Annotated in this window: 27 protein-coding genes; 14 read left to right on the forward strand and 13 right to left on the reverse strand. The window is 61.4% G+C overall.

Features of this window, described 5'->3' with window-relative positions:
- Positions 1–4 precede the first annotated feature (4 nt).
- From ureC to urtA, 10 genes are all read right to left on the reverse strand, one after another.
- A complete protein-coding gene (gene ureC / locus YH63_RS04305) occupies positions 5–1,720 on the reverse strand; it encodes an urease subunit alpha (protein ID WP_046828673.1) in 1,716 nt (571 codons plus the stop codon).
- A 24-nt stretch (positions 1,721–1,744) separates the two neighbouring features.
- Positions 1,745–2,098, reverse strand: coding sequence for a GFA family protein (locus tag YH63_RS04310; RefSeq protein ID WP_083992640.1), 354 nt, complete (start codon positions 2,096–2,098; stop codon positions 1,745–1,747).
- Complete coding sequence (locus YH63_RS04315) at positions 2,095–2,400, reverse strand: urease subunit beta (RefSeq protein ID WP_046828671.1); 306 nt, start codon at positions 2,398–2,400, stop codon at positions 2,095–2,097. The genes YH63_RS04310 and YH63_RS04315 overlap by 4 nt, the downstream gene beginning before the upstream one ends.
- A gap of 10 nt (positions 2,401–2,410) precedes the next feature.
- Positions 2,411–2,713 carry an urease subunit gamma gene (locus tag YH63_RS04320; RefSeq protein ID WP_046828670.1) on the reverse strand — a complete coding sequence of 101 codons (303 nt, stop codon included), beginning with the start codon at positions 2,711–2,713 and terminating at the stop codon, positions 2,411–2,413.
- A 44-nt stretch (positions 2,714–2,757) separates the two neighbouring features.
- On the reverse strand, positions 2,758–3,594 hold the full coding sequence (locus YH63_RS04325) for an urease accessory protein UreD (RefSeq protein WP_046829759.1): 837 nt from the start codon (positions 3,592–3,594) through the stop codon (positions 2,758–2,760).
- A gap of 142 nt (positions 3,595–3,736) precedes the next feature.
- A complete protein-coding gene (gene urtE / locus YH63_RS04330) occupies positions 3,737–4,432 on the reverse strand; it encodes an urea ABC transporter ATP-binding subunit UrtE (protein WP_046828669.1) in 696 nt (231 codons plus the stop codon).
- Between the two features lie 62 nt (positions 4,433–4,494).
- A complete protein-coding gene (gene urtD, locus YH63_RS04335) occupies positions 4,495–5,256 on the reverse strand; it encodes an urea ABC transporter ATP-binding protein UrtD (protein ID WP_046828668.1) in 762 nt (253 codons plus the stop codon).
- Positions 5,257–5,258: 2 nt separating this feature from the next.
- The gene (gene urtC, locus YH63_RS04340; protein ID WP_137325110.1) at positions 5,259–6,440 is read right to left on the reverse strand and encodes an urea ABC transporter permease subunit UrtC; all 1,182 of its coding nucleotides are present in this window, start codon (positions 6,438–6,440) and stop codon (positions 5,259–5,261) included.
- Positions 6,437–8,011 carry an urea ABC transporter permease subunit UrtB gene (gene urtB, locus YH63_RS04345; protein WP_046829758.1) on the reverse strand — a complete coding sequence of 525 codons (1,575 nt, stop codon included), beginning with the start codon at positions 8,009–8,011 and terminating at the stop codon, positions 6,437–6,439. Before urtB ends, urtC begins: the two co-directional genes overlap by 4 nt.
- A gap of 143 nt (positions 8,012–8,154) precedes the next feature.
- The gene (gene urtA / locus YH63_RS04350) at positions 8,155–9,474 is read right to left on the reverse strand and encodes an urea ABC transporter substrate-binding protein (protein ID WP_046828666.1); all 1,320 of its coding nucleotides are present in this window, start codon (positions 9,472–9,474) and stop codon (positions 8,155–8,157) included.
- 532 nt (positions 9,475–10,006) lie between these two features.
- Between urtA and YH63_RS04355 the strand changes: the two genes are divergently transcribed.
- The 3 genes from YH63_RS04355 to YH63_RS04365 all read left to right on the forward strand — a co-directional run bounded on the left by YH63_RS04355 (position 10,007) and on the right by YH63_RS04365 (position 12,253).
- A complete protein-coding gene (locus YH63_RS04355) occupies positions 10,007–11,437 on the forward strand; it encodes a DEAD/DEAH box helicase (RefSeq protein WP_046828665.1) in 1,431 nt (476 codons plus the stop codon).
- Positions 11,438–11,478: 41 nt separating this feature from the next.
- On the forward strand, positions 11,479–11,760 hold the full coding sequence (gene infA / locus YH63_RS04360) for a translation initiation factor IF-1 (protein WP_019199878.1): 282 nt from the start codon (positions 11,479–11,481) through the stop codon (positions 11,758–11,760).
- A gap of 280 nt (positions 11,761–12,040) precedes the next feature.
- Entirely contained in the window at positions 12,041–12,253 is a 213-nt protein-coding gene (locus YH63_RS04365; RefSeq protein WP_002714433.1) for a cold-shock protein, read from the forward strand.
- 156 nt (positions 12,254–12,409) lie between these two features.
- Here YH63_RS04365 and YH63_RS04370 read toward each other — a convergent pair whose 3' ends face one another.
- The 3 genes from YH63_RS04370 to cpaB form a co-directional block, all read right to left on the reverse strand.
- A complete protein-coding gene (locus tag YH63_RS04370) occupies positions 12,410–13,009 on the reverse strand; it encodes a TadE/TadG family type IV pilus assembly protein (protein ID WP_046828664.1) in 600 nt (199 codons plus the stop codon).
- A gap of 13 nt (positions 13,010–13,022) precedes the next feature.
- Positions 13,023–13,592: a TadE/TadG family type IV pilus assembly protein gene (locus YH63_RS04375; protein WP_046828663.1), complete on the reverse strand. Its 570-nt coding sequence runs from the start codon at positions 13,590–13,592 to the stop codon at positions 13,023–13,025.
- Between the two features lie 164 nt (positions 13,593–13,756).
- Positions 13,757–14,551 (reverse strand): Flp pilus assembly protein CpaB, encoded by a 795-nt coding sequence (gene cpaB, locus YH63_RS04380; protein WP_046828662.1) that lies wholly within the window; start codon positions 14,549–14,551, stop codon positions 13,757–13,759.
- A gap of 336 nt (positions 14,552–14,887) precedes the next feature.
- Between cpaB and YH63_RS04385 the strand changes: the two genes are divergently transcribed.
- The 11 genes from YH63_RS04385 to YH63_RS04430 all read left to right on the forward strand — a co-directional run bounded on the left by YH63_RS04385 (position 14,888) and on the right by YH63_RS04430 (position 23,621).
- A complete protein-coding gene (locus YH63_RS04385) occupies positions 14,888–15,052 on the forward strand; it encodes a Flp family type IVb pilin (RefSeq protein WP_083992639.1) in 165 nt (54 codons plus the stop codon).
- A gap of 242 nt (positions 15,053–15,294) precedes the next feature.
- On the forward strand, positions 15,295–15,459 hold the full coding sequence (locus YH63_RS04390; RefSeq protein WP_083992638.1) for a Flp family type IVb pilin: 165 nt from the start codon (positions 15,295–15,297) through the stop codon (positions 15,457–15,459).
- Between the two features lie 87 nt (positions 15,460–15,546).
- Positions 15,547–15,684, forward strand: coding sequence for a hypothetical protein (locus YH63_RS21575; protein ID WP_170978660.1), 138 nt, complete (start codon positions 15,547–15,549; stop codon positions 15,682–15,684).
- 99 nt (positions 15,685–15,783) lie between these two features.
- Entirely contained in the window at positions 15,784–16,308 is a 525-nt protein-coding gene (locus tag YH63_RS04395; RefSeq protein ID WP_046828661.1) for an A24 family peptidase, read from the forward strand.
- Between the two features lie 135 nt (positions 16,309–16,443).
- A complete protein-coding gene (locus YH63_RS04400) occupies positions 16,444–16,686 on the forward strand; it encodes a hypothetical protein (protein WP_137325111.1) in 243 nt (80 codons plus the stop codon).
- Entirely contained in the window at positions 16,683–18,158 is a 1,476-nt protein-coding gene (locus YH63_RS04405) for a type II and III secretion system protein family protein (RefSeq protein ID WP_170978661.1), read from the forward strand. The genes YH63_RS04400 and YH63_RS04405 overlap by 4 nt, the downstream gene beginning before the upstream one ends.
- A 21-nt stretch (positions 18,159–18,179) precedes the next feature.
- Positions 18,180–18,917, forward strand: a complete 738-nt coding sequence (locus tag YH63_RS04410; RefSeq protein WP_046828659.1) for a CpaD family pilus assembly protein — start codon at positions 18,180–18,182, stop codon at positions 18,915–18,917.
- Positions 18,914–20,176: an AAA family ATPase gene (locus tag YH63_RS04415; RefSeq protein WP_046828658.1), complete on the forward strand. Its 1,263-nt coding sequence runs from the start codon at positions 18,914–18,916 to the stop codon at positions 20,174–20,176. The genes YH63_RS04410 and YH63_RS04415 overlap by 4 nt, the downstream gene beginning before the upstream one ends.
- Positions 20,177–20,198: 22 nt before the next feature.
- Positions 20,199–21,653 (forward strand): CpaF family protein, encoded by a 1,455-nt coding sequence (locus YH63_RS04420; protein WP_046828657.1) that lies wholly within the window; start codon positions 20,199–20,201, stop codon positions 21,651–21,653.
- Positions 21,654–21,662: 9 nt separating this feature from the next.
- The gene (locus tag YH63_RS04425; protein WP_046828656.1) at positions 21,663–22,634 is read left to right on the forward strand and encodes a type II secretion system F family protein; all 972 of its coding nucleotides are present in this window, start codon (positions 21,663–21,665) and stop codon (positions 22,632–22,634) included.
- Between the two features lie 9 nt (positions 22,635–22,643).
- A complete protein-coding gene (locus tag YH63_RS04430; RefSeq protein ID WP_046828655.1) occupies positions 22,644–23,621 on the forward strand; it encodes a type II secretion system F family protein in 978 nt (325 codons plus the stop codon).
- Positions 23,622–23,756: the final 135 nt, after the last annotated feature.

Consider the following 23,756-nt stretch of genomic DNA (forward strand, 5'->3'; position numbering starts at 1 on the left):
GACCCTAATACATGAAATAGCGCTGCGCCATGGGCAGCACCTCTGCCGGCGCGCAGGTCAGCAATTCGCCGTCGGCGCGCACCTCATAGGTCTCGGGATCGACCTCGATGTCCGGCGTCGCGCCATTGTGAATCATGCTCTTCTTCGAAATGCGGTCGCGGGTGTTTGAAACAGCATACAGCTTCTTGTCGATGCCGAGCTTTTTGGCGAGCCCGCCGGTAATCGCCGCTTTCGACGTGAAAACCACCGACGAGGCGGTCAGCGACTTGCCATAGGCCGCGAACATCGGCTGATAGTGCACCGGCTGTGGCGTCGGGATCGACGCGTTCGGATCGCCCATCGGAGCTGCCACGATAGAGCCGCCCTTGACGATGAGATCCGGCTTCACGCCGAAGAACGCTGGCGACCACAGCACGAGGTCGGCCATCTTGCCCTTCTCGACCGAGCCGATCAGCTTCGACACGCCATGCGCGATCGCCGGATTGATGGTGTACTTCGCGATGTAGCGCTTCACGCGGAAGTTGTCGTTGTCCTTGCCCTTGTCTTCCGGCAGCGAACCGCGCTGCTTCTTCATCTTGTCGGCGGTCTGCCAGGTGCGGATGATAACCTCGCCGAGACGGCCCATCGCTTGACTGTCCGACGACAGCATCGACAGCGCGCCGAGATCGTGAAGAATGTCTTCCGCCGCGATGGTCTCCTTGCGGATGCGGCTCTCTGCAAACGCCAGATCTTCCGCGATTGACGGATCGAGATGATGACAGACCATCAGCATGTCGAGATGTTCGTCGATGGTGTTGCGCGTGAACGGCCGAGTCGGATTGGTCGATGACGGCAGCACGTTCTTGAGGCCCGCAACCTTGATGATGTCGGGCGCATGTCCGCCGCCAGCGCCCTCGGTGTGGAAGGCGTGGATGGTGCGGCCCTTGAAGGCCTTGATGGTGTCCTCGACAAAGCCCGACTCGTTCAGCGTGTCGGAATGCAGCATCACCTGAACATCAAAATCGTCGGCGACCGAGAGACAGTTGTCGATGGCGGCGGGCGTGGTGCCCCAGTCTTCATGGAGTTTCAGCGCGCAGGCGCCGGCCTTGATCATCTCCACCAACGCGGCAGGGCGCGAGGCATTGCCCTTGCCCGAGATGCCGAGATTGACCGGGAACGCATCGAACGACTGGATCATCCGCGCGATGTGCCATGGCCCCGGCGTGCAGGTGGTCGCAAAGGTGCCGTGCGACGGACCGGTGCCACCGCCCAGCATCGAGGTGACGCCGGACATCAGCGCGTGCTCGATCTGTTGCGGACAGATGAAATGAATGTGCGAGTCGAAACCACCGGCGGTGAGGATCTTGCCCTCGCCTGCGATGATGTCGGTGCCGGGACCGATCACGATGGTGACGCCGGGCTGGATGTCTGGATTACCGGCCTTGCCGATGGCGGAGATCATGCCCTCCTTGATCGCAACATCAGCTTTGACGATGCCCCAATGGTCCACGATCAGCGCGTTGGTGATGACGGTGTCGGCCGCGCCCTGCCTGTTGGTCACTTGCGATTGACCCATGCCGTCGCGGATCACCTTGCCGCCGCCGAACTTCACCTCCTCGCCATAGACGGTGAAATCCTTCTCGACCTCGATGATCAAATCCGTGTCGGAAAGCCGCACGCGATCGCCGGTGGTCGGGCCGAACATATCCGCATAGACGGAGCGGGAGATTCTGGTGGCCATTGCTGATCTTTCAGTATTTCTCGTTCAGTATTTCTTGCCGTCGAATTTCTTCACATTCAGGGAATCAAGATCGATATCGTCGAGGCAACGCACGTTGACCGCGACCATCTCGGCACCATTCGGCGCCTTGCCGTTGGCGAACGACTCGACCCCGCACGTCGCGCAGAAGCGATGCTGAATGATGCCCTTGTTGAATTTGTACAGGGTCGTCGCATCTTCGCCCGACAGCAGCTTGAAATTCTCCGCCGGAACGAAAGTCAGCAGCGTGCCGAGCTTGCCGCAGCGCGAGCAATTGCACGCAATGACCTCGCCGATCTCGCCGGACATCTCGTAGCGGACCTTGCCGCACTGGCAGCCCCCGACATATGTGTGCATCACAGTTTTCCCATCACGTCGCCGCGGAAGCCGTAAATCGTGCGCTTGCCTGCCACCGCAACGAGCGTGACCTCGCGCGTCTGTCCCGGCTCGAAGCGCACTGCTGTGCCGGCCGCAATGTCGAGCCGCATGCCGCGCGCCTTCCTGCGGTCGAACTTCAGCGCCGGATTGGTCTCGAAGAAATGATAGTGCGAGCCGACTTGAATCGGCCGGTCACCGGTGTTCGCCACCGTCAGCGTCACCGTCTTGCGACCCTTGTTGAGCTCGATCTCGCCGTCCTTGATGAAGAGTTCACCGGGGATCATTCTGGAGTCCTCACCGAATGGGTTCGTGAACGGTGACGAGTTTCGTCCCGTCTGGAAACGTCGCCTCCACCTGAATGTCGTGGATCATCTCGGCGATCCCATCCATGCACTGCTCGCGCGTGATGACTTCGGCTCCGGCCTTCATCAGTTCGGCCACGGTGCGGCCGTCGCGCGCGCCTTCAACGATGAAATCCGAAATGATCGCGATGGCTTCCGGATGATTGAGCTTGACGCCGCGTTCGAGACGCCGCCGCGCAACGATAGCGGCCATGGAGACCAGGAGCTTGTCCTTTTCACGGGGAGACAAATTCATGCGTGCAGTATCCGGTTTTTCTTAAGCGAATTGAGTGAGATTCTTTAGTTGAGCCAGAGTCTCGGCAAGCCCGAGGGGCTCACACATCCCAGCACTTTCATCATATCGGCGCGAAGCCGCGCCGCATCTTGTGCGCAGAAGCGCGCCATTGCAAATCCGTTCCACGCCGAGACGCCGACCTCCGCACCGAACGCGCCGGACATTTCGCGGATGCGCTCGACCATCACCTCGTCGCCCGGCACGATCAGCGCCGTGCCAATGGCGACGCCACCGTTCGCAACCGCGCGAGTAGCGAGCTTCGCGGCAATGTCGCCGTCGAGCCGGATGGTTTCGGCAAAGGCGAGCTTGCCGCCGATCCGCAGACGCCAGCGATCGACAAAGCTTCCGCGTGTCACCACTTCGCCCATGGCCGCGCGGCCGAACACAACGATTTCGCAGAGCAGAAGCGACGCCTCGCGCGCCAGATCGATATCGATCTTCCGCGACACGCGGGCCTGATCGAACAGGATGGTTTCCTGCGGCAACCAGGCAAGCCGTCCACCGGCCCCGGCGCGCAGCGCGATATTAACCTGGGCATCCGGACCGTGGGAGCGATAGACCTTCTCGGCGGCGGCTGTGGTCACGGTCAGATGCGCGCCCGCCTCCGCTGCAATGTCGATGTCGAAGCGGTCGCCGCCTGCGATGCCGCCGGCCGTGTTGACGAACACCGCGGAGAGTCCCTGCTGTTCCGGCGAAGGAAACCGTACGCGCAATGAGCCCGCTTCACGCAGCTCGCGCCGCCGCGTCGCGCCGTCCTTCACATGCACGTCGAATTTGACCGCGCCAACCGCCCGGTTGGCCGCGAAGGTTTCCGCCGCAGATGGTGTGATGTCGCTCTGCATCTGGTCCGTCATCCTGAGGTGCGAGCTTTTGCGAGCCTCGAAGGATGGCGGATCAAGAAGCGCCGTCGCCCTTCGAGGCCTACGCTACGCTCCGGCACCTCAGGGTGACGGCACGAAGCGCATCTGCTTAACGTCATCATGCTCACAGCGCCATCTGGCGGCTGATCTCGGCGGGATCGAGATTGCTGCGATCGCAGGTGAACTTGACCGCCCCGCGATCCATGACAGCAAAATTGTCGCCGAGCTCGCAGGCAAAGTCGAGATATTGTTCGACCAGCACGATGGCCATGGTGCCGAGGCTGCGCAGATAGGAAATGGCGCGGCCAATGTCCTTGATGATGGAGGGCTGAATGCCCTCGGTCGGCTCATCCAGCAGCAGCAGCTTCGGACGCATCACCAGCGCACGGCCGATAGCGAGCTGCTGTTGCTGCCCGCCGGAGAGGTCGCCGCCACGTCGGCCCAGCATGGTCTGCAGGACGGGAAATAGCGAAAAGACATCGTCGGGAATGGTGCGCTCGTCGCGCTTGAGCGGCGCAAATCCGGTCTTGAGGTTTTCCTCAACGGTCAGCAGCGGAAAGATTTCGCGGCCCTGAGGAACGAACGAGATGCCCTTGCGCGCGCGCTCATAAGGCTTGAGGCCTCCGATATCGGCCCCGTCGAACGTGATCGAGCCGTCCTTGATCGGATACTGCCCGACCATCGCGCGCAAAAGGCTGGTCTTGCCGACGCCGTTGCGCCCCAGCACACACGTCACCTTGCCGGGCTCGGCCGCCAGCGAGACGCCGCGCAGCGCCTGCGCTGCTCCGTAGTAAAGAGTGATGTTTTTTACATCCAGCATGGCTTTACTTTCTGCGCATGATCTTGCCCGAAAACCGGTGCCCACTTTTTCGGGATCATGCGTTAACGCCCCAGATACACTTCGATGACGCGCTCATTGGACGATACCTGATCGAGCGTGCCTTCCGCGAGAACCGAGCCTTCGTGCAGACAGGTGACACGAACGCCGAGTTCGCGCACAAACGTCATGTCATGCTCGACGACGACCACCGTCTTGTCCTTGTTGATCTCTTTCAGCAGTTCGGCGGTCTGATGTGTCTCCACATCAGTCATGCCCGCCACAGGCTCGTCCACCAGAAGCAGTTTGGGGTCCTGCGCCAGCAGCATCCCGATTTCGAGCCATTGCTTCTGCCCGTGAGACAACGCACCGGCAAGGCGATCGCGGGAATCCTTCAGACGAATGGTCTCCAGTACCCGGTCGATGCGTTCGCTTTCACTCGGAGTCTCGCGCCAGAATAATGTCCCGCGCACACGATGATCGACATTCAACGCCAGCAGCAGATTGTCCTCGATGGTTTGGCTTTCGAACACCGTCGGCTTCTGGAACTTGCGCCCAATGCCGAGTTCGGCAATCTGCGTTTCATCGAGGCGGGTCAGATCTGTCTTACCGTCGAACAGCACGTCGCCCTCGTCCGGCTTGGTCTTGCCGGTGATGATGTCCATCATCGTGGTCTTGCCGGCCCCGTTGGGGCCGATGATGGCGCGCATCTCGCCCGGCTCTATGGTCAGCGACAGGTTGTTGATGGCGCGGAAGCCGTCAAACGACACATGCACGCCGTCGAGGTAGAGCATGGCCGATGTGGCGCGGGTGTCCATGACGTTCATGCCTACTCCGCGAGACCTGGTTTGGCGAGAGCTGATTGGGTAACGCCGTCTTCGGCCGCAGCGCTCGCCGCATTCGCGTCAAGCTGGTCCTGCCGCTTGCCCCACCACTCCTTGACGGTGCCGACGATGCCCTTCGGCAGCAGCAGCGTCACCAGAATGAACAGTGCACCCAGCATGAACAGCCAGTACGGCGCGAGGACACCGGAGGTGAACACGGTCTTCGCGTAGTTGACGACAATCGCACCCAGCGCCGCGCCGGTCAGCGTGCCGCGGCCGCCGACCGCCACCCAGATCACCGCCTCGATGGAATTGCCCGGCGCGAACTCGCCCGGATTGATGATGCCGACCTGCGGCACATACAGCGCACCGGCGACGCCTGCCATGCAGGCCGACAGAGTGAACACGAACAGCTTGTAGTTCTCGACGCGGTAGCCGAGGAACCGCGTGCGAGACTCCGCATCACGGATCGCGACCAGCACCTTGCCGAGCTTCGAGGTCACGATCATGCGGCAGATCAGGAACGCCACCGCCAGTGCGAGACATGACAGCACAAACAGTGCCGCGCGCGTACCCTGCGCCTGCACGTTGAACCCGAGGATGTCCTTGAAGTCGGTCAGGCCGTTGTTGCCGCCGAAGCCGAAATCGTTGCGGAAGAACGCCAGCAGCAGCGCGTAGGTCATCGCCTGGGTGATGATCGACAGATACACGCCGGTGACGCGCGAACGGAACGCCAGCCAGCCGAAGCAGAACGCGAGCAGTCCGGGCACCAGCAGCACCATCAGCGCCGCGAACCAGAACATGTCGAAGCCGTACCAGTACCACGGCAGCGCCTTGTAATTTAGGAACACCATGAAATCCGGCAGCACCGGGTTGCCGTAGACGCCGCGCGAGCCGATCTGCCGCATCAGGTACATGCCCATCGCGTAACCGCCGAGCGCGAAGAACGCGCCGTGGCCCAGCGAGAGAATGCCGCAATAGCCCCAGATCAGATCGATCGAAAGCGCGAGGATCGCGTAGCAGAGATACTTGCCGAACAGCGCCATCAGATAGGTCGGCACCTGCAACGGCGACGACGCCGGCAGCAGCAGGTTCGACAGCGGCACGAGAACGCCGACCGCCGCGACGATCAGCAGAAACCAGGTGGCGCTCTTGTTGAGCGAGCGGGTGAGAAAATACGGCGTCATGCTTCCACCGACCGGCCCTTGAGCGCGAACAAGCCGCGCGGCCGCTTCTGGATGAACAGAATGATCAGCACCAGAATGGCAATCTTGCCGAGCACCGCTCCCGCGACAGGTTCGAGGAACTTGTTCGCCATGCCCAGCGTCAATGCGCCGACCAGCGTGCCCCAGAGATTGCCGACGCCGCCGAACACCACGACCATGAACGAATCGATGATGTAGCTCTGTCCGAGATTGGGGCTAACGTTGTCGATCTGCGACAGCGCCACACCCGCGATGCCGGCGATGCCGGAGCCGAGGCCGAAGGTCAGTGCATCGACGCGCGAGGTCGCGATTCCCATCGACGCCGCCATGCGGCGGTTCTGGGTGACGGCGCGCATTTCAAGCCCGAGACTGGTGAAGCGCAGCATGGCAAGCAGGATGAAAAACACCGCGATGGTGAAGACCACGATCCACAGCCGGTTGTAGGTGATCGTCATCTGGCCGATCTCGAAGGCTCCGCTCATCCAGGAAGGGTTGCCGACCTCGCGATTGGTCGGGCCGAACATGGTCCGCACCGCCTGCTGCAGCACCAGCGACAGTCCCCAGGTCGCGAGCAATGTCTCCAGCGGGCGGCCGTAGAGGAAACGGATGATGGTCCGCTCAATGATGACGCCGATCAGGCCTGCCACAAGGAAGGCGAGCGGCACCGCGATCAGCAGCGAATAGTCGAACAAGGCGGGATTGGTGGTGCGGATCAGTTCCTGGACCACAAAGGTCACGTAAGCCCCGATCATCACCATCTCGCCATGCGCCATGTTGATGACGCCCATCACGCCGAAGGTGATGGCAAGTCCGATGGCGGCCAGCAGCAACACCGAGCCGAGCGAGAGGCCGTACCACGCATTCTGCGCGGTGGCCCAGATCGCAAGCTTGCTCTGGATCGAGCTGATCGCGGCAGCTGACGTTCGTGCCAACGCAGACGACTGGTCGGCAGGAAGCCCGGTGAGAATGGCCAACGCGTCCTGATCGCCACGCTCGCGGATCACTGATATCGCGTCGAGCTTATCCGCCTCGGAGGCATCCGGCTTGAACAGGATAATGGCGGCCTTGGCTTCGGCAAACGACCGCTTCGCGCCGCTGTTGGTTTCCTTCTGCAACGCGCCTTCGATCACCGGCAGGAACGCTGCGTCATGGGTCTTGAAAACGGACTGTGCCGCCTGAATCCGCTTGGCGGGATCAGGCGAGAGCAGCGTCAGTCCGCCGAGTGCAGCCTCGACAGCCCGGCGCAGGCGGTTGTTGAGACGCACGGCGGCTGCGCCCGATGGCGCAGTCGCGGCCTCACCGGTCGCGGCATCGGTGATCTTGCCGGCCTTGTCCTTGATGAAGACTTTCCTGCTCTGCGGATCGGCCAGCAGGCGGCCGTCCTGAAGCGCGTCGATGATCGGGAACGCGAGCGGGTTGTCGCTGGTCGCGAGCGCACCTACGGCAGCCTCGGTATCGGAGAATGAGTCATTGGCAAACTGGGCCACGGCGTCTTCAAAGGGACCGGCGAGAACCGGCGCGCCCGAGACAAGAATGAGCACCAGCGCGATCATCGTCGCACGAATGCGATTGAGAAAAATGGAAAGCACGTGACAACCCCGGCAGAGGTGAGAGGAAGGCGGCGACTGCCGCCGCCTTCCGATCGTTTCAGGTCAGAGCGCGATGCTTTTCAAAACACCACGCCGCGTGACGTTGCTCAGGACCCCTGACCACCGCACTTGTTGGTCTTGGTGTTGAAGTTGCCGCACTTCTTGCCGACCCAGTCGCCGATCAGGTCCTTGGAGCCATCAAGCTCCTTCGACCAGGCGTCGCCTGCGACAAGGCCGGGCGTCTTCCACACCACGTCGAACTGGCCATCGCCTTTGATTTCGCCGATGAACACAGGCTTGGTGATGTGATGGTTCGGAAGCATTTCCGAAACGCCGCCGGTCAGGTTCTTCGCCTTGATGCCCGGAAGGGCGTCGATCACCTTGTCGGCGTCAACCGCGCCAGCCTTCTCGACCGCCTTCACCCACATGTCGAAGCCGATCACGTGCGCTTCCATCGGATCGTTGGTCACGCGCTTCGGATTCTTGGTGTAGGCCTGCCACGACTTGATGAAAGCGTCGTTCTCGGGCGTCTTGATCGACTGGAAGTAATTCCAGGCGGCGAGATGGCCGAGCAGCGGCTTGGTGTCGATGCCGGCGAGTTCTTCTTCACCGACCGAGAACGCAACGACCGGAATGTCGGTTGCCTTGATGCCCTGATTGCCGAGCTCCTTATAGAACGGAACGTTGGCGTCGCCGTTGATGGTCGAAACCACCGCCGTCTTCTTGCCGGCCGAGCCGAACTTCTTGATGTCGGCTACGATGGTCTGCCAGTCGGAATGACCAAACGGTGTGTAGTTGATCATGATGTCTTCGGCCTTGACGCCCTTCGACTTCAGATAGGCTTCAAGGATCTTGTTGGTGGTGCGCGGATAGACGTAGTCGGTGCCGGCCAGAACCCAGCGCTGCACCTTCTCTTCCTTGGCGAGATAGTCGACCGCAGGGATCGCCTGCTGGTTCGGCGCGGCACCGGTGTAGAACACGTTGCGCTCACTCTCTTCACCCTCGTACTGGACCGGATAGAACAGGATCGAGTTCAGTTCCTTGAACACCGGCAGCACGGACTTGCGCGACACCGAGGTCCAGCAGCCGAACACCACGGACACCTTGTCCTTGGTGATCAGTTCGCGGGCCTTTTCCGCGAACAGCGGCCAGTTCGAAGCCGGGTCGACCACGACGGCCTCGAGCTTCTTGCCGAGAACGCCGCCCTTCTTGTTCTGTTCATCGATAAGGAACAGCACCGTATCCTTCAGCGTGGTTTCGCTGATGGCCATGGTTCCGGAAAGCGAATGAAGGACGCCGACCTTGATGGTCTCCTGCGCCTTTGCTCCGCCAACCGTGGCGAGACCCAAAAAAAGACCCGCAGTTGCGGCCAACCATTTACGGCGGCTGAACGGTGCAACTGCAGCGCTGTTGAAATGCGTAGTCATGCGATGTCATCTCCCTGACGCAGACGTGAAACGCTGTGCGACGGCTCACCGGCCGCCGGCGTTAAGGGAATCGCAAGAACTATGCCATGGCGTAGATTTCTATAACTAACTGATATTAAATGATAAAATTGATGTGGCGTGCAAAGTGCGTTTTGGTTGCCTCGATTGTAAGCAGCCAAGCTGACGTCCTCTTCGGCATTTGCATAATAAATGATCAGAAAATTCGCCTTGTCTAAAATTGAAGCAGGCTTTTGAGGGCAGAAAGGTTAGTCTAATGGCGGGTCTCGCGCCTGCCCGAGGCTGATTGGAGCGATTTTACCTTGAAAGCGCCGTGTTCCTGTTCCATATGGAGCGCACGACCTTGAGAATCATCGGGTCTTTGCGAGCCGCGTGTACTGATCCCGTCAAACGGTTTCTGGCTTGCCCCTTCAGCTAACCAAAACCGACGCCCCAGACACGCGGGTGTCTCCGACACCCGCCCGCACCTGGCATTCCGCCGGGCGCGCGTTGCGACTCATAGAAAGATACCCTTTTGACCTCCTTCCAGGATTTCGGCCTCGCCGATCCAATCTCGCGTGCCCTTAAAGAAGAAAATTACGTCACGCCCACCCCCATCCAGGCTCAAACCATTCCCATCGCGATCACCGGCCGCGACGTGATCGGCATTGCGCAAACCGGCACCGGCAAGACCGCGTCGTTCGCGCTGCCGATCCTGCATCGCCTGCTGGAAAACCGCATCAAGCCGCAGCCGAAAACCTGCCGCGTACTGGTGCTGAGCCCGACCCGCGAACTGTCGGGCCAGATCCTCGAGAGCTTCAACGCTTACGGCCGGCACATAAAGCTGACCTCGGCGCTGACGATCGGCGGCGTTCCGATGGGCCGCCAGGTCCGCTCGCTCATGCAGGGCGTGGATGTGCTGGTGGCAACACCGGGCCGTTTGCTCGACATGGTCCAGGGCAACGCCCTGAAACTCGGGCAGGTCGAGTTTCTCGTGCTCGACGAAGCCGACCGCATGCTCGACATGGGCTTCATCAACGACATCCGCAAAATCGTCGCCAAGCTGCCGGCCAAGCGCCAGACCCTGTTCTTCTCGGCCACCATGCCGAAGGACATCGCCGACCTCGCCGAGCAGATGCTGCAGAATCCGGCGCGCGTCGCCGTGACGCCGGTGGCGTCCACGGTGGAGCGCATCACGCAAAAGATCCTGCAGGTCGACCACTCTGCAAAGCCCGCCATTCTGGCGCAGATTCTCAAGACCGAGCAGGTCAACCGCGCACTGGTGTTCACCCGCACCAAGCACGGCGCCGACAAGGTCGTGAAAGGTCTGGTCAAGGCGGGCATTCCCGCCGAAGCCATTCACGGCAACAAGTCCCAGAACCACCGCGAGCGTGTGCTGGCGGCGTTCCGCACCGGCGACATCCGCACGCTGGTCGCCACCGATATTGCCGCCCGCGGCATCGACGTCGACGGCATCAGCCATGTCATCAACTTCGACCTGACCAACGTGCCGGAAACATATGTTCACCGCATCGGCCGCACCGCGCGCGCCGGCGCGGACGGCACCGCAATCTCGCTGGTGGCCGGCGGCGAGGAGCTTGGTTACCTGCGCGACATCGAAAAACTGATCCGCGTCACCCTGCCGAAGGAAGATCGCCGCACGCCGGGACATCAGCAGCGCCCGGCCGCAGCCGCTCCCTCGCAACATCGTCCGGCTCGCTCCGGATCGCATGGGCATAACCCGCGTTCCAACGATGCCGCTCCCGGATCGAAGGGTCCGCGCCGCCGCCGCCGTCCCGGCGGAGGTATGCCGCAGTCCGACCGGCACGAAGCTGGCCGTCATGAACAATCTCGGCCATCGCAAAATGCCAAGGGTGAGGGTATTCAGGGGGTAGCTTTCCTGCACCGTGAAAGCCGCCCGGCGCAGAACCAACCGAGGCGCGACCAGCGCCCGCAGCGCTCGTAACCGGATTATTGGACACCTAATTAGAGGACTTGGAGACCCCTATGGCCAAAGAAGAGCTGATCCAGTTCGAAGGACTGGTGACCGAAATTCTTCCCGATGCGCGGTATCGCGTCCAGCTCGATGCCGGACACGAGATCGTCGCCTATACCGCCGGGAAGATGAAGAAGAACCGCATCAAGACACTGGCGGGCGACCGGGTGACCATCGAAATGTCGCCTTACGATCTCGAAAAGGGCCGCCTGATTTTCCGGCACAAGGACGAGCGCGCCGGCAGCGGCCCTCCCCGCGGCACCCCGCCGCGCGGACAGTTTCGCCGCAGGTAAACGGGGCTCTTCCCCGCATCTCTACGGATCGCGCACGGCACGCGTCATGCGCGATCCAAAGCTCCCGGAGCACGCTGGGCGGGCATCAAAAATCCGCACCCGTCAGGATTGTTTTGGGGCCCATTTTCACGTAATATTGAGAGATCGATCTTCGGCCGGACGACATAGCTATCCACCGGTACAGCCGGTTTAGACGCTGACGACCTCATCCAAATTTCGATCTCACCAGCCCATTTAGACGTGGGCTTTGACTATATCTATCTTGAGAAGGACTACCTGCGTGAGCATGGGAACAGTGAAGTGGTTCAACGCGACTAAGGGTTACGGTTTCATTCAGCCTGACGATGGCGGCAACGACGTATTCGTTCACATCAGCGCCGTCGAGCGCGCTGGTCTCGGAACGCTGCGCGAAGGCCAGAAGATCAGCTACGAAATCGTCGCCGATCGCCGTTCGGGCAAGTCGTCGGCCGACAATCTTCGCGCTGCCGGCTAACTGAAATTTTCGCAGCTCACGCTGCAAAGAATTTCAAACACCGAGAACAAAACATCGAAAGGCCGTGCGGATCGCACGGCCTTTTTTGTGGATGCAGTTTGCAGGCGTCTTGCGGCGCGCGTCTTGTGTTGCGCGACGTTGCGGAGGATCCCGCAATCAACTGGTGTAGTCGACCGTGTTGGACTGGCGGGGCCGCGTGAAAAACTCCTCGGTCAGTGGAACGGTGGTCTTGATCACGTAACCGGTGATCGGCGTGAAGGTATACTTCACCTCACTCCAGATCAGATGCGTGTTTGGGACAAGGAGTTTCTCCGGGATCGTCGTGATGACCGTATCCTTGGCATGTCCCGTCGTGAGCGTGACCGAGCCGCCGCTGACAGTGCCGTTGTAGCTCCAGACAACCTTCACCTTCTTCGTTGCGTCGATCGTGACTTGGGTAATCCTCTGCTCCAGGTTCGCCGCGGTCACGGCGTAAGGCGTCATGATGGCGCCGCCCATCTTGAAAAAATTCGAGATGTCCGTGGATGACACTTGTGCGCCTTGCGAGACAAGGTCGGACAACGTCCGCGCAGTCAGCGTCACCTTGCGGTCGATGGAGACACCGCTCGCCGTGTCGATCATTCCGAACAGAAGCAGCACCATCAGCGGCGCGATGAACGCGAATTCAACCGCGGCGACGCCCCGCTTGTCCCTGCCGAACCGAGCGAGCAGCCGACGGCTCCGGCGCGCATTTCCGAACTGTGGAATCATCCTCATGATCTTACATCCATCAAGGTTCGACGCGGAACGCCGCGGTTGCCGCCACTAGCCGCATTTTGGTCGAACCGCTGACGAGATTCGCGATGTCGTAACCCAGTCCTGTCACGAACAGCGGCCACTTATAGAACGCGCGCACAAGCACGGTGTCGCCGGGTTTCGAAAGCTGGTACGCCGGTGTCGCCGTCAGAGAGCCCGCCACGATCGGGGGGGCCAGGTCCGCCGCCGGAATCGCAACACCAGGCGCATAGGCTTTCACACTGATAATGAGCGGACTTGCGAGGCTATCGTCGCATGTGAACAGAAACTTGACGCGATTGCAGAGATCCGCACTGAACTGCGCCTGCGTCATCTTTGCGTCCTGCGCCTGATGCGTCAGCAATAATCGCGCAGAATCGTGCGTGCCCGTCTCCAGGATCTGGGACGCGAAAAACATCAGTGCCGTTTCCATGATTGCAAACAGCAGGGCGAAGAAAAGCGGAGCGATGAACGCGAACTCGACGGCCGCGGACCCTCGCCGGTTACGGCGGAAGCGGCGCAAGGCTTTGTTGAGCGCGTTCAGGGACGTCGCGGGGGGACGCATCGAGCTATCCTCGGAAGGCAGCGGAAGTAACTACCGCCCAGAATAGACGACAGAGATTGTTGAATGCTTGCGCCGGTTCGGAACAACCCGCGGCGCAGGATTAACCGGTTGTTAACCGAATCGAGTCTGGGAGACGGCCTGAGATCGCATCCGCGCCATCGCGATCATTCACAACCCGGCGAACAGCTGACCGTATCGCGATTGGTTCCACGGTAGATGGTCACGACGTTGTCGGCCTCGTCATCCTTGGCCGACTTCGCACCGGGACGAGCGTCCACAAGGCTGCGGAGGGCAAGCGACAGCGTCCCGCTCTGGCGGGCCTGCGCCAACGCTTCCGTCTCCCTAGGTTTCAGCTCGAGCGTTGCCGTCTTGCCCACGACAACTTTCTGGCCGCCCTTTTCCTCGACGGTTTGATCAATCGCCAGAACGCGCACGTCGCTCAGGATGGCCGTCGAATTGACAATGTCCGCTCCTGCGCCATCGGGGTTTTTTCGGCGGCGCGAGAGAATGACATCGACCCTGTCATTGGGCAGGATAAAGCCGCCCGCACCGGTTTCCGGTGAGATTTCAGTCGAAACCGCGCGCATTCCGCGCGGCAGGATCGCGGCCATGAAGCCGGACCCGTTGCTCTTGACCAGCTTTGTGTCGCGGATCGGTTCTCCGGTCAGCATCGGCGAGCGCGCGATCGAGCCTACAAGTTGGGTCGTCGCATCGGCGCGATCGCTGCGGCGGATGAAACTGGAACTCGCCGTGCTCGCAGGCCAGGATTGCCACTGCAAGTCATCCGCCGTGATTTGCTGACCGAGGCCGATATCGCTCCGGGCAACCAGAACGTCGGTGGTCTCCATCTGGACAACCGGCGCAGTTGGCGGCGCCAAATCCGAACCACTGGCCAGGTAGGCGGCAACGCCGCCCGCTGCGACAGCGATCGCCAATACGACAATTCGCGCCCTGTTCATAAATTTACTCTCATACGCAACACAAACTCGGCGCCGCATACACCGGCCCGACATGGCAAATCTGACGTTAATTGATGAATGAACTGCAAACAGGCCGCCCGTAGCCCGGTCAGACAGAGCAACAGCCCAGCGTGATGGCCAGAGTTCCACACAATTTGCGGTATCTCGTTAGGCGGGAACTTACCGCCCGGCCAGTACCGGAAAATACCCCCGGTTTTCGTCGGTCAAATTAACGACCTGCAATTGTATACGCGTTTAGGTTCCAATTCGGGAACGGCGGTTCCGCCCCGCGAAAGACCCAGAGTTCCACAGCCACGTGTGCAAACGGAGACAACAATGATCACCCTCGTTACCCGCTTCCTGAAGAATGAGTCCGGCGCGACTGCAATCGAGTACGGCCTGATTGCTGCCGGCATTTCGCTGGCGATTATTGCCGCCGTGAACGGCCTCGGCACCACCCTCAATACCAAGTTCGGCAACATCAACACGTCGATCAACTAAGCAAACGGTCTGAGAACCAGAGGCTTCGGGAAACCGGAGCCTCATCTGCGCGACTGCCCCATTCACGCGAGGCCGTTAAAGCAGCATTTACCGTCAGCAAGAAGAGGCTGATACCCCGGTATTTCAGCAATCGAATTAACTGCGCTGCAATTCCTCCCACGTAGGTTCACGCCATGGTCACGGTGGTTTCCGCCCCCGCAACGGCCAGAGTTCTACAGCCACGTGTACAAATGGAGTTACAGATGACCAAGCTCGTTGCTCGCTTCGTCAAGGACGAATCCGGCGCCACCGCGATCGAGTACGGCCTGATCGCCGCCGGCATTTCGCTGGCGATCATTGCTGCCGTGAACGGTCTCGGCACGACCTTGAACACCAAATTCGGCAACATCAACACGTCGATCAAGTAAGCGATCGCTGTTTCGCCGAGAAACAAAGGCTTCGGGAAACCGGAGCCTTTTTTGCGTCCTGACCAATCGCCAACCCGCAAAGCGTCCATGAAACCGTCTCCGACCGAGAAACGCTCCAGGCACATCTTCGTCCCGCTGTCCGGCGATGAACCTGCCCGGCTCGTCTGCGCGGCGCTCGTCCTGGCCTTGCTCGCAGCGCTGTTCCGGATCGCCAGCATCTGGTAGCGCCCGTTCTAAGATTGTTCATTTCTGCCGGTTAGCCTGCCGCGTCGCTCATTCGGACCGAGTTCCCGCGGCTCATTTTCGACAGACCCCGGCAAACCCATGATCCTCGACCTCGCGCGCGTTTTCCTGTTTCCCGCATTGATGGCCTTCGCCGCGGCGAGCGATCTCTTCACGATGACGATCCCCAACCGCGTCTCGCTGCTCATGGTGGCGGGTTTCTTCCTCCTTGCGGGCTTCAGCGGCATGCCGCTGTCCGAGATTGCCATGCACGTCGGGGCCGGCCTGACGGTGCTCGTGATCGCCTTTGCCTGCTTCGCCTTTGGATGGATGGGCGGCGGCGATGCCAAAATCGCGGCGGCCGCCGGGCTCTGGTTCGGTTTTCCGCCGCTTGCCGACTATCTGATCTATGCGTCGCTGTTCGGTGGCGCATTGACGCTTCTGGTACTCCAGTTCCGACAGTGGCCGTTGCCCTATTCGCTGGTGTCGCAGGAATGGCTGCAGCGGCTCCACCGCAAGGACAGCGGCATTCCCTACGGCATCGCACTCGCTCTCGGTGCGCTGATGATCTATCCGGAAACCGAATGGATGAAGGCCGTGGATCTCACCCGCTTCGTCGGCCACTGAACGCGCGCGACTACGATCGCAACTTCTCATTAACGCGATTTAGATACGCCTCATTAACCATGCTTTGACGTTTAGCTGGTCAAATCCCACCACGGCGACGGGTCCGTCGCGGCGTGATGTGGAAAGTGAAGGCGTATGAATACCGCGCGGATCGACCTGACTATTGCTGTCTGCGCCGGCGACACTGCTGCACCGGTGGCAGTTCCGGCCCTCGTCCACAGCCAGTTCGAGCTTCATCCACAAGAACGACCGCGCCGCGGGCGGCTTCATCCTGCCACCATCGCCGAAGCCGGCAAGCGCGGCAGCATCAACGCGGTTCGCTACGGCATCTCAACAACTATGACGACACAAAAGTGGTCGAGGGGACTGGGAAGATGAGGCGAGAGGGACATCAGGCACCTGTGCGGACCTTCTTGGTGCGTGCCCTGTCGTTTGCCGCGGTCTCCGCGCTGACGCTGAACCCGGTTCTGTCGCCGGCGATCGCGAGCGACTACCGCGTGTCAGCGGCGGCGGCTTCAGCAGGCGGCCAGTTGAACGCCCGCTTCCTGCCGCTTGGCATCGGAAAATCCGTCGTGATCGACCTGCCGCGCGACGTCAAGGACGTCCTCGTCGCGGACCCGAAGATTGCCAACGCCGTCGTGCGTTCGGCCCAGCGCGCCTACATCATCGGCGCCGCGGTCGGTCAGACCAACATCATCTTCTTCGACACGGCGGGCCAGCAGATCGCCGCTTACGATATTGCGGTTACGCGCGATCTCAACGGTGTCCGCGCCGCGCTGAAACAATCGTTCCCGCGGTCCGACATCCGGATCGAAGGCGTCGGCGACGGCGTCGTGCTGTCGGGCTCGGCTGCCAATCCCCTCGAGGCACAACAGGCCGCCGATCTTGCCGCTCGCCTTGCCGGCAGCGCGGACAAGGTCGTCAACAGCATCACGGTGCGCGACCGCGATCAGGTCATGCTCAAGGTCACCGTCGCGGAAGTGCAGCGAAACATCGTCAAACAGCTCGGTGTCGATCTTTCCGCGTCGATGAATTACGGCACGGCGGTCGTGAACTTCAACAATGCAAACCCGTTCACGGCATTTGGCCGTCCTCTTGTCGATGGCAACACCGCGGTCGGCGGCTTTGGCAAGACCATAACCTCCACGGGCAGTGTCGTTCCGTCGGTGCAGGCGACCTTGCGCGCGATGGAAAACGCCGGTGTCATCCGGACTCTTGCCGAGCCTAGCCTGACCGCGATCTCGGGCGAATCCGCCAACTTCCTCGCCGGCGGCGAATTCCCCGTGCCAGGCGGCAATTCGTGCGATCCCGTTACGCGCATTTGTACGACGCAGATTATCTTCAAGAAATTCGGTATCTCGCTCGGCTTCATTCCGGTCGTTATGAGCGAAGGCCGCATCAGCCTGCGCGTAAGCACCGAAGTATCCGAACTGTCGCAGGAAAATTCGGTGTCCATTAGCGGCACAACGGTCCCGGCGATCAAGGTCAACCGCGCCGACACGACACTCGAGATTCCGTCAGGCGGCTCGATGGTGATGGCCGGTCTTATCAAGGAACAGACCAAGCAGGCGATCAGCGGTCTGCCCGGAATGTCCCAGTTGCCCGTGCTGGGAACGCTGTTTCGCAGCCGCGATTTCGTCAACAACAATACCGAGCTGATGGTGCTGGTGACCCCTTACGTGGTTCGCGCTGTCGCGCAGAAGGATCTCTCGCGGCCGGACGACGGATTTGCCGACTCGTCTGATCCGCAGGCCGATCTGCTGGGCACCATCAACCGCATCTACGGCGTTCCCGGCCGCGTTGAACCGGCCCGCAAATACCGCGGCTCTTACGGCTTCATCACCGACTGAGATCGGACAAGGACAGTATCGATGACAAAGCGAGTACCCGATCTCAAACGCAGCCTGCGGATCGCAGCCGCCCTCCTCGGGGCGTCCGCTGCTTTGGGAGCCTGCACGCATACGAGCCAGGACACTGTGACCGGCAGCGTTCCGAACGACTATCGCCAACGCCATCCAATCGTGATTCAGGAAGCCAATCGCGCGACGGAGGTCTTCGTCGGCCACGGACGCGGCGGACTTACCTCGATACAGCGCTCGGACATCGCGGGCCTTGCGGAAACCTGGCTGCGCGAAGGCACCGGCGGGATCATCATCGACATGCCGGTGAACACGCCGAATGCCCGTGTTGCCGCCGATTCACTGCGCGAGATCAAGGCTATCCTGGCTGCGTCCGGCGTGCCGCCGCGCGGCATCACCGTCAGGAACTATCGCCCGACCGATCCCCGGCTGTTTGCGACCATCCGCGTCAACTATCCGCGGATCACGGCGGATGCCGGTCCGTGCGGCACGTGGCCGGAAGACCTCGGCCCGTCGATCAAGAACAAGGGCTATCTCGAAAATCGCCCGTACCACAATTTCGGCTGCGCCTCGCAGCGCAATCTCGCAGCCATGGTCGCCAATCCATCGGATCTGGTGCAGCCGCGCTCAGAGACCGCTGCCTACACCGGCCGACGGACAGTTGTGTTGGACAAGTACCGCAAGGGCGAAAGCACTGCCACGAACTATCCTGATCCAGAGAAAAACCAAATCAGCAATGTGGGCAAATGATTAGTTACGCGCGCCAAGACCAGGAAGACGGGACCGGCTCTTCCGCCGCCGAGGAACACATCGCGCCGGCGCCGCGCGTGTCCGTCCAGGCATTTTGCGAAACGGTTGAAACCGCCGCGGCTGTGCAGTCCGCCGGCGAAGACCGGCGGCTGGACAAGGCCCATCTCAAGATTCAGATGGGCGGCATGGCGGCAGCCGTCGAGGCTTACAGGACCGCGCCGACCCCGAACGTGATCCTGCTGGAAACCGAGGGCCGCAACGACATCCTTTCGGGCCTCGACCAGCTTGCCACGGTTTGCGACGCCGGCACGCGCGTGATCGTCATCGGCCGCGTCAACGATGTCGTGCTGTACCGTGAACTCGTGCGGCGCGGCATCAGCGACTACGTCATCGCGCCAGTCGCGCCGCTCGACGTCGTTCGTTCGATCTGCGGCCTGTTTTCGGTTCCCGAAGCCAAGGCCGTGGGACGGATCATTGCCGTTGTCGGCGCCAAGGGCGGCGTCGGCGCGTCCACGGTGGCGCACAATGTCGCCTGGGCGATCGCGCGCGATCTCGCGCTGGATTCGGTCGTCGCCGATCTCGATCTTGCCTTCGGAACCGCGGGCCTCGACTACAACCAGGATCCGCCGCAGGGCATCGCCGATGCAGTCTTCTCTCCGGACCGCATCGACACCGCCTTCGTCGATCGCCTGCTGTCCAAGTGCACCGACCATCTGAGCCTGCTCGCCGCGCCGGCGTCGCTCGACCGCGTGTACGACTTCGGTGCTGAGGCGTTCGATTCGATTTTCGATACGCTGCGCACGACGATGCCCTGCATTGTGCTCGACGTTCCGCACCAGTGGTCCGGATGGACCAAGCGCGCCTTGGTCGGCGCCGACGATATCCTGATCGTCGCAACTCCAGATCTCGCCAATCTGCGCAACACCAAGAACATGTTCGACGCGCTGAAAGCCGCGCGGCCCAACGACCGGCCGCCGCTGTACTGCATCAATCAGGCAGGTGTTCCGAAGCGGCCAGAAATCAACACCAGCGAGTTCGCAAAGGCTATCGAGAGCCAGCCGATCGTGACCATTCCGTTCGAGCCGCAGATTTTCGGCGCGGCAGCGAACAACGGTCAGATGATCGCGGAAATCGCGGCCAACCACCGGACTTCCGAAATGTTCCTGCAGATTGCGCAGCGCCTGACGGGCCGCGGCGAAGCCAAGAAGCCGCGCAATTCGTTCCTGGGGCCTTTGCTCGGAAAACTCCGGGCCAAATAGACTATCGCGTGGAGTTATCGCCGTGTTTGGTAAGCGTAGCGGATCAGAAGCCGACGTCCGGGCGGTTCAGCCCCCGGACCGTGGGCATGAGGCAGCGCCCGCCGCCGCAAGGCCGGCCATGGCGAGCGTTGCGTCGCCTCCGCTTGCGCCTGCGCGGCCGCCCACGCCTGCCCCCGTTATCGAAGCACGGCGCTCGGACAGCTATTATCAGGTTAAGGCGACGATCTTCGGGGCGCTGATCGAGGCCATCGATCTGGCCCAACTCGCGAAGCTCGACGTCGAGTCCGCGCGCGAGGAAATCCGCGACATCGTCAACGAGATCATCGCGATCAAGAACATCGTGATGTCGATCGCCGAGCAGGAAGAACTGCTCGACGATATCTGTAACGACGTTCTCGGCTATGGGCCGCTCGAACCGCTGCTTGCACGCGACGACATCGCCGACATCATGGTCAATGGCGCCGGCACAGTCTTTATCGAAGTCGGCGGCAAGATCCAGAAGACCGGTATCCGCTTCCGCGACAACCAGCAGCTTCTCAACATCTGCCAGCGCATCGTCAGCCAGGTTGGCCGCCGCGTCGACGAATCCTCGCCGATATGCGACGCACGCCTCGCCGACGGCTCGCGCGTCAACGCGATCGTGCCGCCGCTGGCGATCGACGGTCCCGCCCTCACCATTCGTAAGTTCAAGAAGGACAAGCTGACACTCGATCAGCTGGTCAAGTTCGGAGCGATCTCGCCCGAAGGTGCGCAGATCCTGCAGATCATCGGGCGCTGCCGCGCCAACGTGCTGATTTCCGGCGGCACGGGCTCGGGCAAGACCACGCTGCTCAACTGCATGACCAACTACATCGACGAAGACGAGCGCGTCATCACTTGCGAGGACGCCGCGGAGCTTCAACTGCAGCAGCCGCACGTCGTGCGTCTTGAAACGCGCCCGCCCAATATCGAAGGCGAAGGCCAGATCACCATGCGCGATCTGGTCAAGAACTGCCTGCGTATGCGGCCGGAACGCATCATCGTCGGCGAAGTCCGCGGACCCGAAGCGTTCGACCTGTTGCAGGCGATGAACACCGGCCACGACGGCTCGATGGGAACGCTGCACGCCAATAATCCGCGCGAAGCGCTGTCCCGCTGCGAATCCATGATCACCATGGGCGGCTACTCGCTGCCGTCGCGCACCATTCGCGAGATGATCTGCGCCTCGATCGATGTCATCGTACAGGCTGCCCGCCTGCGCGACGGCTCGCGGCGCATCACCCACATCACCGAGGTGATGGGGATGGAAGGCGACACCATCATCACCCAGGATATCTTCGTCTACGACCTGATGGGCGAAGACCTGAACGGAAATATCGTCGGCCGGCACCGCTCGACCGGCATCGGCCGTCCACGGTTCTGGGAGCGCGCCCGTTACTACGGCGAGGAAAAACGGCTCGCTGCAGCGCTCGATGCGGCCGAAGTCGCCGAAATATAGGAACGCGCCATGAACATGCAGGCGCTGGCACTGACCTTCCTCTCCGCCGTCACGGTGGGCGGTCTCGCCTGGGTTTTCATCTATCCGCTGCTCTCCGGCGAGAAACAGGCGGAGAAGCGCCGCGCATCCTTTGCACGTGCGGAACCTTCATTGCGAATCGACGACCGGTCGCGCACACGCCGCGTGCAGGTGGAAGACTCCATTAAGGAGCTTGAACAGCGGCTCGCTGCATCGAAGAAAGTTTCGATCGAAACCCGCATCGCCCAGGCGGGCATGGATTGGACCAAGCAGCAGTTCATGATCGGCTCCGCCGGTCTCGGCGCGATCGCTCTGATCGCAACTTATATCGCCGGCGCTGGCCTGCCGTCGGCGCTCGGTTTCGCCCTTGCCGCCGGCTTCGGATTGCCGCGCTGGGTGCTTGGATTCCTCAAAAAGCGCCGCGAAGCGAAATTTCTCGATGCCCTGCCGGATGCCGTCGACGTGATCGTTCGTGGCATCAAGGCCGGCCTGCCGCTGTTCGATTCGATCAAGGTTGTCGCGGCGGATGCGCCCGAGCCCTTGCGCAGCGAATTCAACGCGATCATCGAAACCCAGACCATCGGCATGCCACTCGGCGAGGCGTGCCAACGTCTTTACGACAGGATGCCGCTGCCGGAAGCCAATTTCTTCGGCATCGTGATCGCGATTCAGACCAAGTCCGGCGGCAACCTGTCGGAAGCTCTCGGCAACCTGTCCAAGGTGCTTCGCGACCGCAGGAAGATGGCGGCGAAGATTCAGGCGATGTCCATGGAGGCCAAGGCCTCGGCCGGCATCATCGGTGCGCTTCCTCCGATCGTGATGATCATGGTCTACATCATGACGCCCGACTACATCTCGCTGCTGTGGACCCATCCGACCGGACGGCTAATGCTGGCCGGCTGCGTGCTGTGGATGGGGACAGGCATCCTCGTCATGAAAAAAATGATCAACTTCGACTTCTGACGAGGAACCATGGTCGATCTTCTCATCGAAAAGTTCCACGACATCCGGTTCATGACGATGCTGATGTCGGCCATCGCCGCAGCGGCGGCCGCCTACGCGGTGGTGTCGCCGATGTTCGCGGGCGAGGGACTGGCCAAGCGCATGAAGGCAGTCGCCAGCGAGCGCGAACGTCTGCGCCAGCGCGAACGCGAACGGCTGAATCGCAACGAAAAGGTCTCGCTGCGCCAGACACCGAAGCAGCTTGTGCAGCGGGTCGTTGAGGATTTCAATCTCGGCAAGTGGGTGGCCCAGGAAGAAGCGCGGGACAAGCTTGTGATGGCCGGCTATCGCGGCCAGGCGCCCTATGTCACGTTCCTGTTCTTTCGTCTCGTCATGCCGATCCTGTTCCTGATCGGCGCGATCCTTTATGTGTTCGTCATCTCGAACATGCAGCAGCCGACCCCGATAAAGATCGGCATGTGCATCGGCGCGACATGGTTTGGCATGCAGGCGCCGATGCTGTTCCTGAAGAACGCAATCACCAAGCGCCAGCTGTCGATCCGGCGCGCGTTTCCGGACGCGCTCGACCTTCTGCTGATCTGCATCGAGTCGGGCATGTCGATCGAAGCGGCATTCCGCCGGGTCAGCACGGAGATCGGCACCCAGTCGATTGCCCTCGCCGAGGAATTCTCGCTGACGACCGCGGAGCTGTCGTACCTGCAGGACCGCAAGATGGCTTACGAGAACCTTGCCAAGCGAACCGGCACCGAAGGCGTGAAATCGGTCTGTCTGGCCCTGCAACAGTCGGAACGCTACGGCACGCCGCTCGGACAGACGCTGCGCGTGATGGCACAGGAAAACCGGGACATGCGCATGAACGAGGCCGAGAAGAAGGCCGCCGCGCTGCCGCCGAAACTGACCGTGCCGATGATCGTGTTCTTCCTGCCGGTGCTGTTCGTTGTCATTCTCGGCCCCACCGGCATCAAGGTCTCAGAATACATGAAGTGATGCGAGGCGGCGGCTGATCGGCACCGCTGCATCAGCTTCGATGTGATTGTCTGGCCGTCATTGCGAGGAGCACTTGCGACGAAGCAATCCAGCGTTGCTGTCGCTTCTGGATTGCTTCGCTTCGCTCGCAATGAC

Origin of the sequence: Afipia massiliensis (genome assembly GCF_001006325.2) — a bacterium.
GTDB classification, from domain to species: domain Bacteria; phylum Pseudomonadota; class Alphaproteobacteria; order Rhizobiales; family Xanthobacteraceae; genus Afipia; species Afipia massiliensis_A.

Coding starts and splice junctions, on each gene's coding strand:
- urtC (WP_137325110.1), bottom strand. CDS start 6,440: ATGACGCCGTATTTTCTCACCCGCTCGCTCAACAAGAGCGCCACCTGG.
- YH63_RS04400 (WP_137325111.1), top strand. CDS start 16,444: ATGAATACCGCGCGGATCGACCTGACTATTGCTGTCTGCGCCGGCGAC.
- ureC (WP_046828673.1), bottom strand. CDS start 1,720: ATGGCCACCAGAATCTCCCGCTCCGTCTATGCGGATATGTTCGGCCCG.
- YH63_RS04315 (WP_046828671.1), bottom strand. CDS start 2,400: ATGATCCCCGGTGAACTCTTCATCAAGGACGGCGAGATCGAGCTCAAC.
- YH63_RS04325 (WP_046829759.1), bottom strand. CDS start 3,594: ATGCAGAGCGACATCACACCATCTGCGGCGGAAACCTTCGCGGCCAAC.
- YH63_RS04375 (WP_046828663.1), bottom strand. CDS start 13,592: ATGCGTCCCCCCGCGACGTCCCTGAACGCGCTCAACAAAGCCTTGCGC.
- infA (WP_019199878.1), top strand. CDS start 11,479: ATGGCCAAAGAAGAGCTGATCCAGTTCGAAGGACTGGTGACCGAAATT.
- YH63_RS04320 (WP_046828670.1), bottom strand. CDS start 2,713: ATGAATTTGTCTCCCCGTGAAAAGGACAAGCTCCTGGTCTCCATGGCC.
- YH63_RS04430 (WP_046828655.1), top strand. CDS start 22,644: ATGGTCGATCTTCTCATCGAAAAGTTCCACGACATCCGGTTCATGACG.
- urtD (WP_046828668.1), bottom strand. CDS start 5,256: ATGAACGTCATGGACACCCGCGCCACATCGGCCATGCTCTACCTCGAC.
- YH63_RS04410 (WP_046828659.1), top strand. CDS start 18,180: ATGACAAAGCGAGTACCCGATCTCAAACGCAGCCTGCGGATCGCAGCC.
- YH63_RS04415 (WP_046828658.1), top strand. CDS start 18,914: ATGATTAGTTACGCGCGCCAAGACCAGGAAGACGGGACCGGCTCTTCC.
- YH63_RS04370 (WP_046828664.1), bottom strand. CDS start 13,009: ATGAGGATGATTCCACAGTTCGGAAATGCGCGCCGGAGCCGTCGGCTG.
- urtE (WP_046828669.1), bottom strand. CDS start 4,432: ATGCTGGATGTAAAAAACATCACTCTTTACTACGGAGCAGCGCAGGCG.
- YH63_RS04385 (WP_083992639.1), top strand. CDS start 14,888: ATGATCACCCTCGTTACCCGCTTCCTGAAGAATGAGTCCGGCGCGACT.
- urtA (WP_046828666.1), bottom strand. CDS start 9,474: ATGACTACGCATTTCAACAGCGCTGCAGTTGCACCGTTCAGCCGCCGT.
- YH63_RS04425 (WP_046828656.1), top strand. CDS start 21,663: ATGAACATGCAGGCGCTGGCACTGACCTTCCTCTCCGCCGTCACGGTG.
- YH63_RS21575 (WP_170978660.1), top strand. CDS start 15,547: ATGAAACCGTCTCCGACCGAGAAACGCTCCAGGCACATCTTCGTCCCG.
- YH63_RS04405 (WP_170978661.1), top strand. CDS start 16,683: ATGAGGCGAGAGGGACATCAGGCACCTGTGCGGACCTTCTTGGTGCGT.
- cpaB (WP_046828662.1), bottom strand. CDS start 14,551: ATGAACAGGGCGCGAATTGTCGTATTGGCGATCGCTGTCGCAGCGGGC.
- urtB (WP_046829758.1), bottom strand. CDS start 8,011: ATGATCGCGCTGGTGCTCATTCTTGTCTCGGGCGCGCCGGTTCTCGCC.
- YH63_RS04395 (WP_046828661.1), top strand. CDS start 15,784: ATGATCCTCGACCTCGCGCGCGTTTTCCTGTTTCCCGCATTGATGGCC.
- YH63_RS04390 (WP_083992638.1), top strand. CDS start 15,295: ATGACCAAGCTCGTTGCTCGCTTCGTCAAGGACGAATCCGGCGCCACC.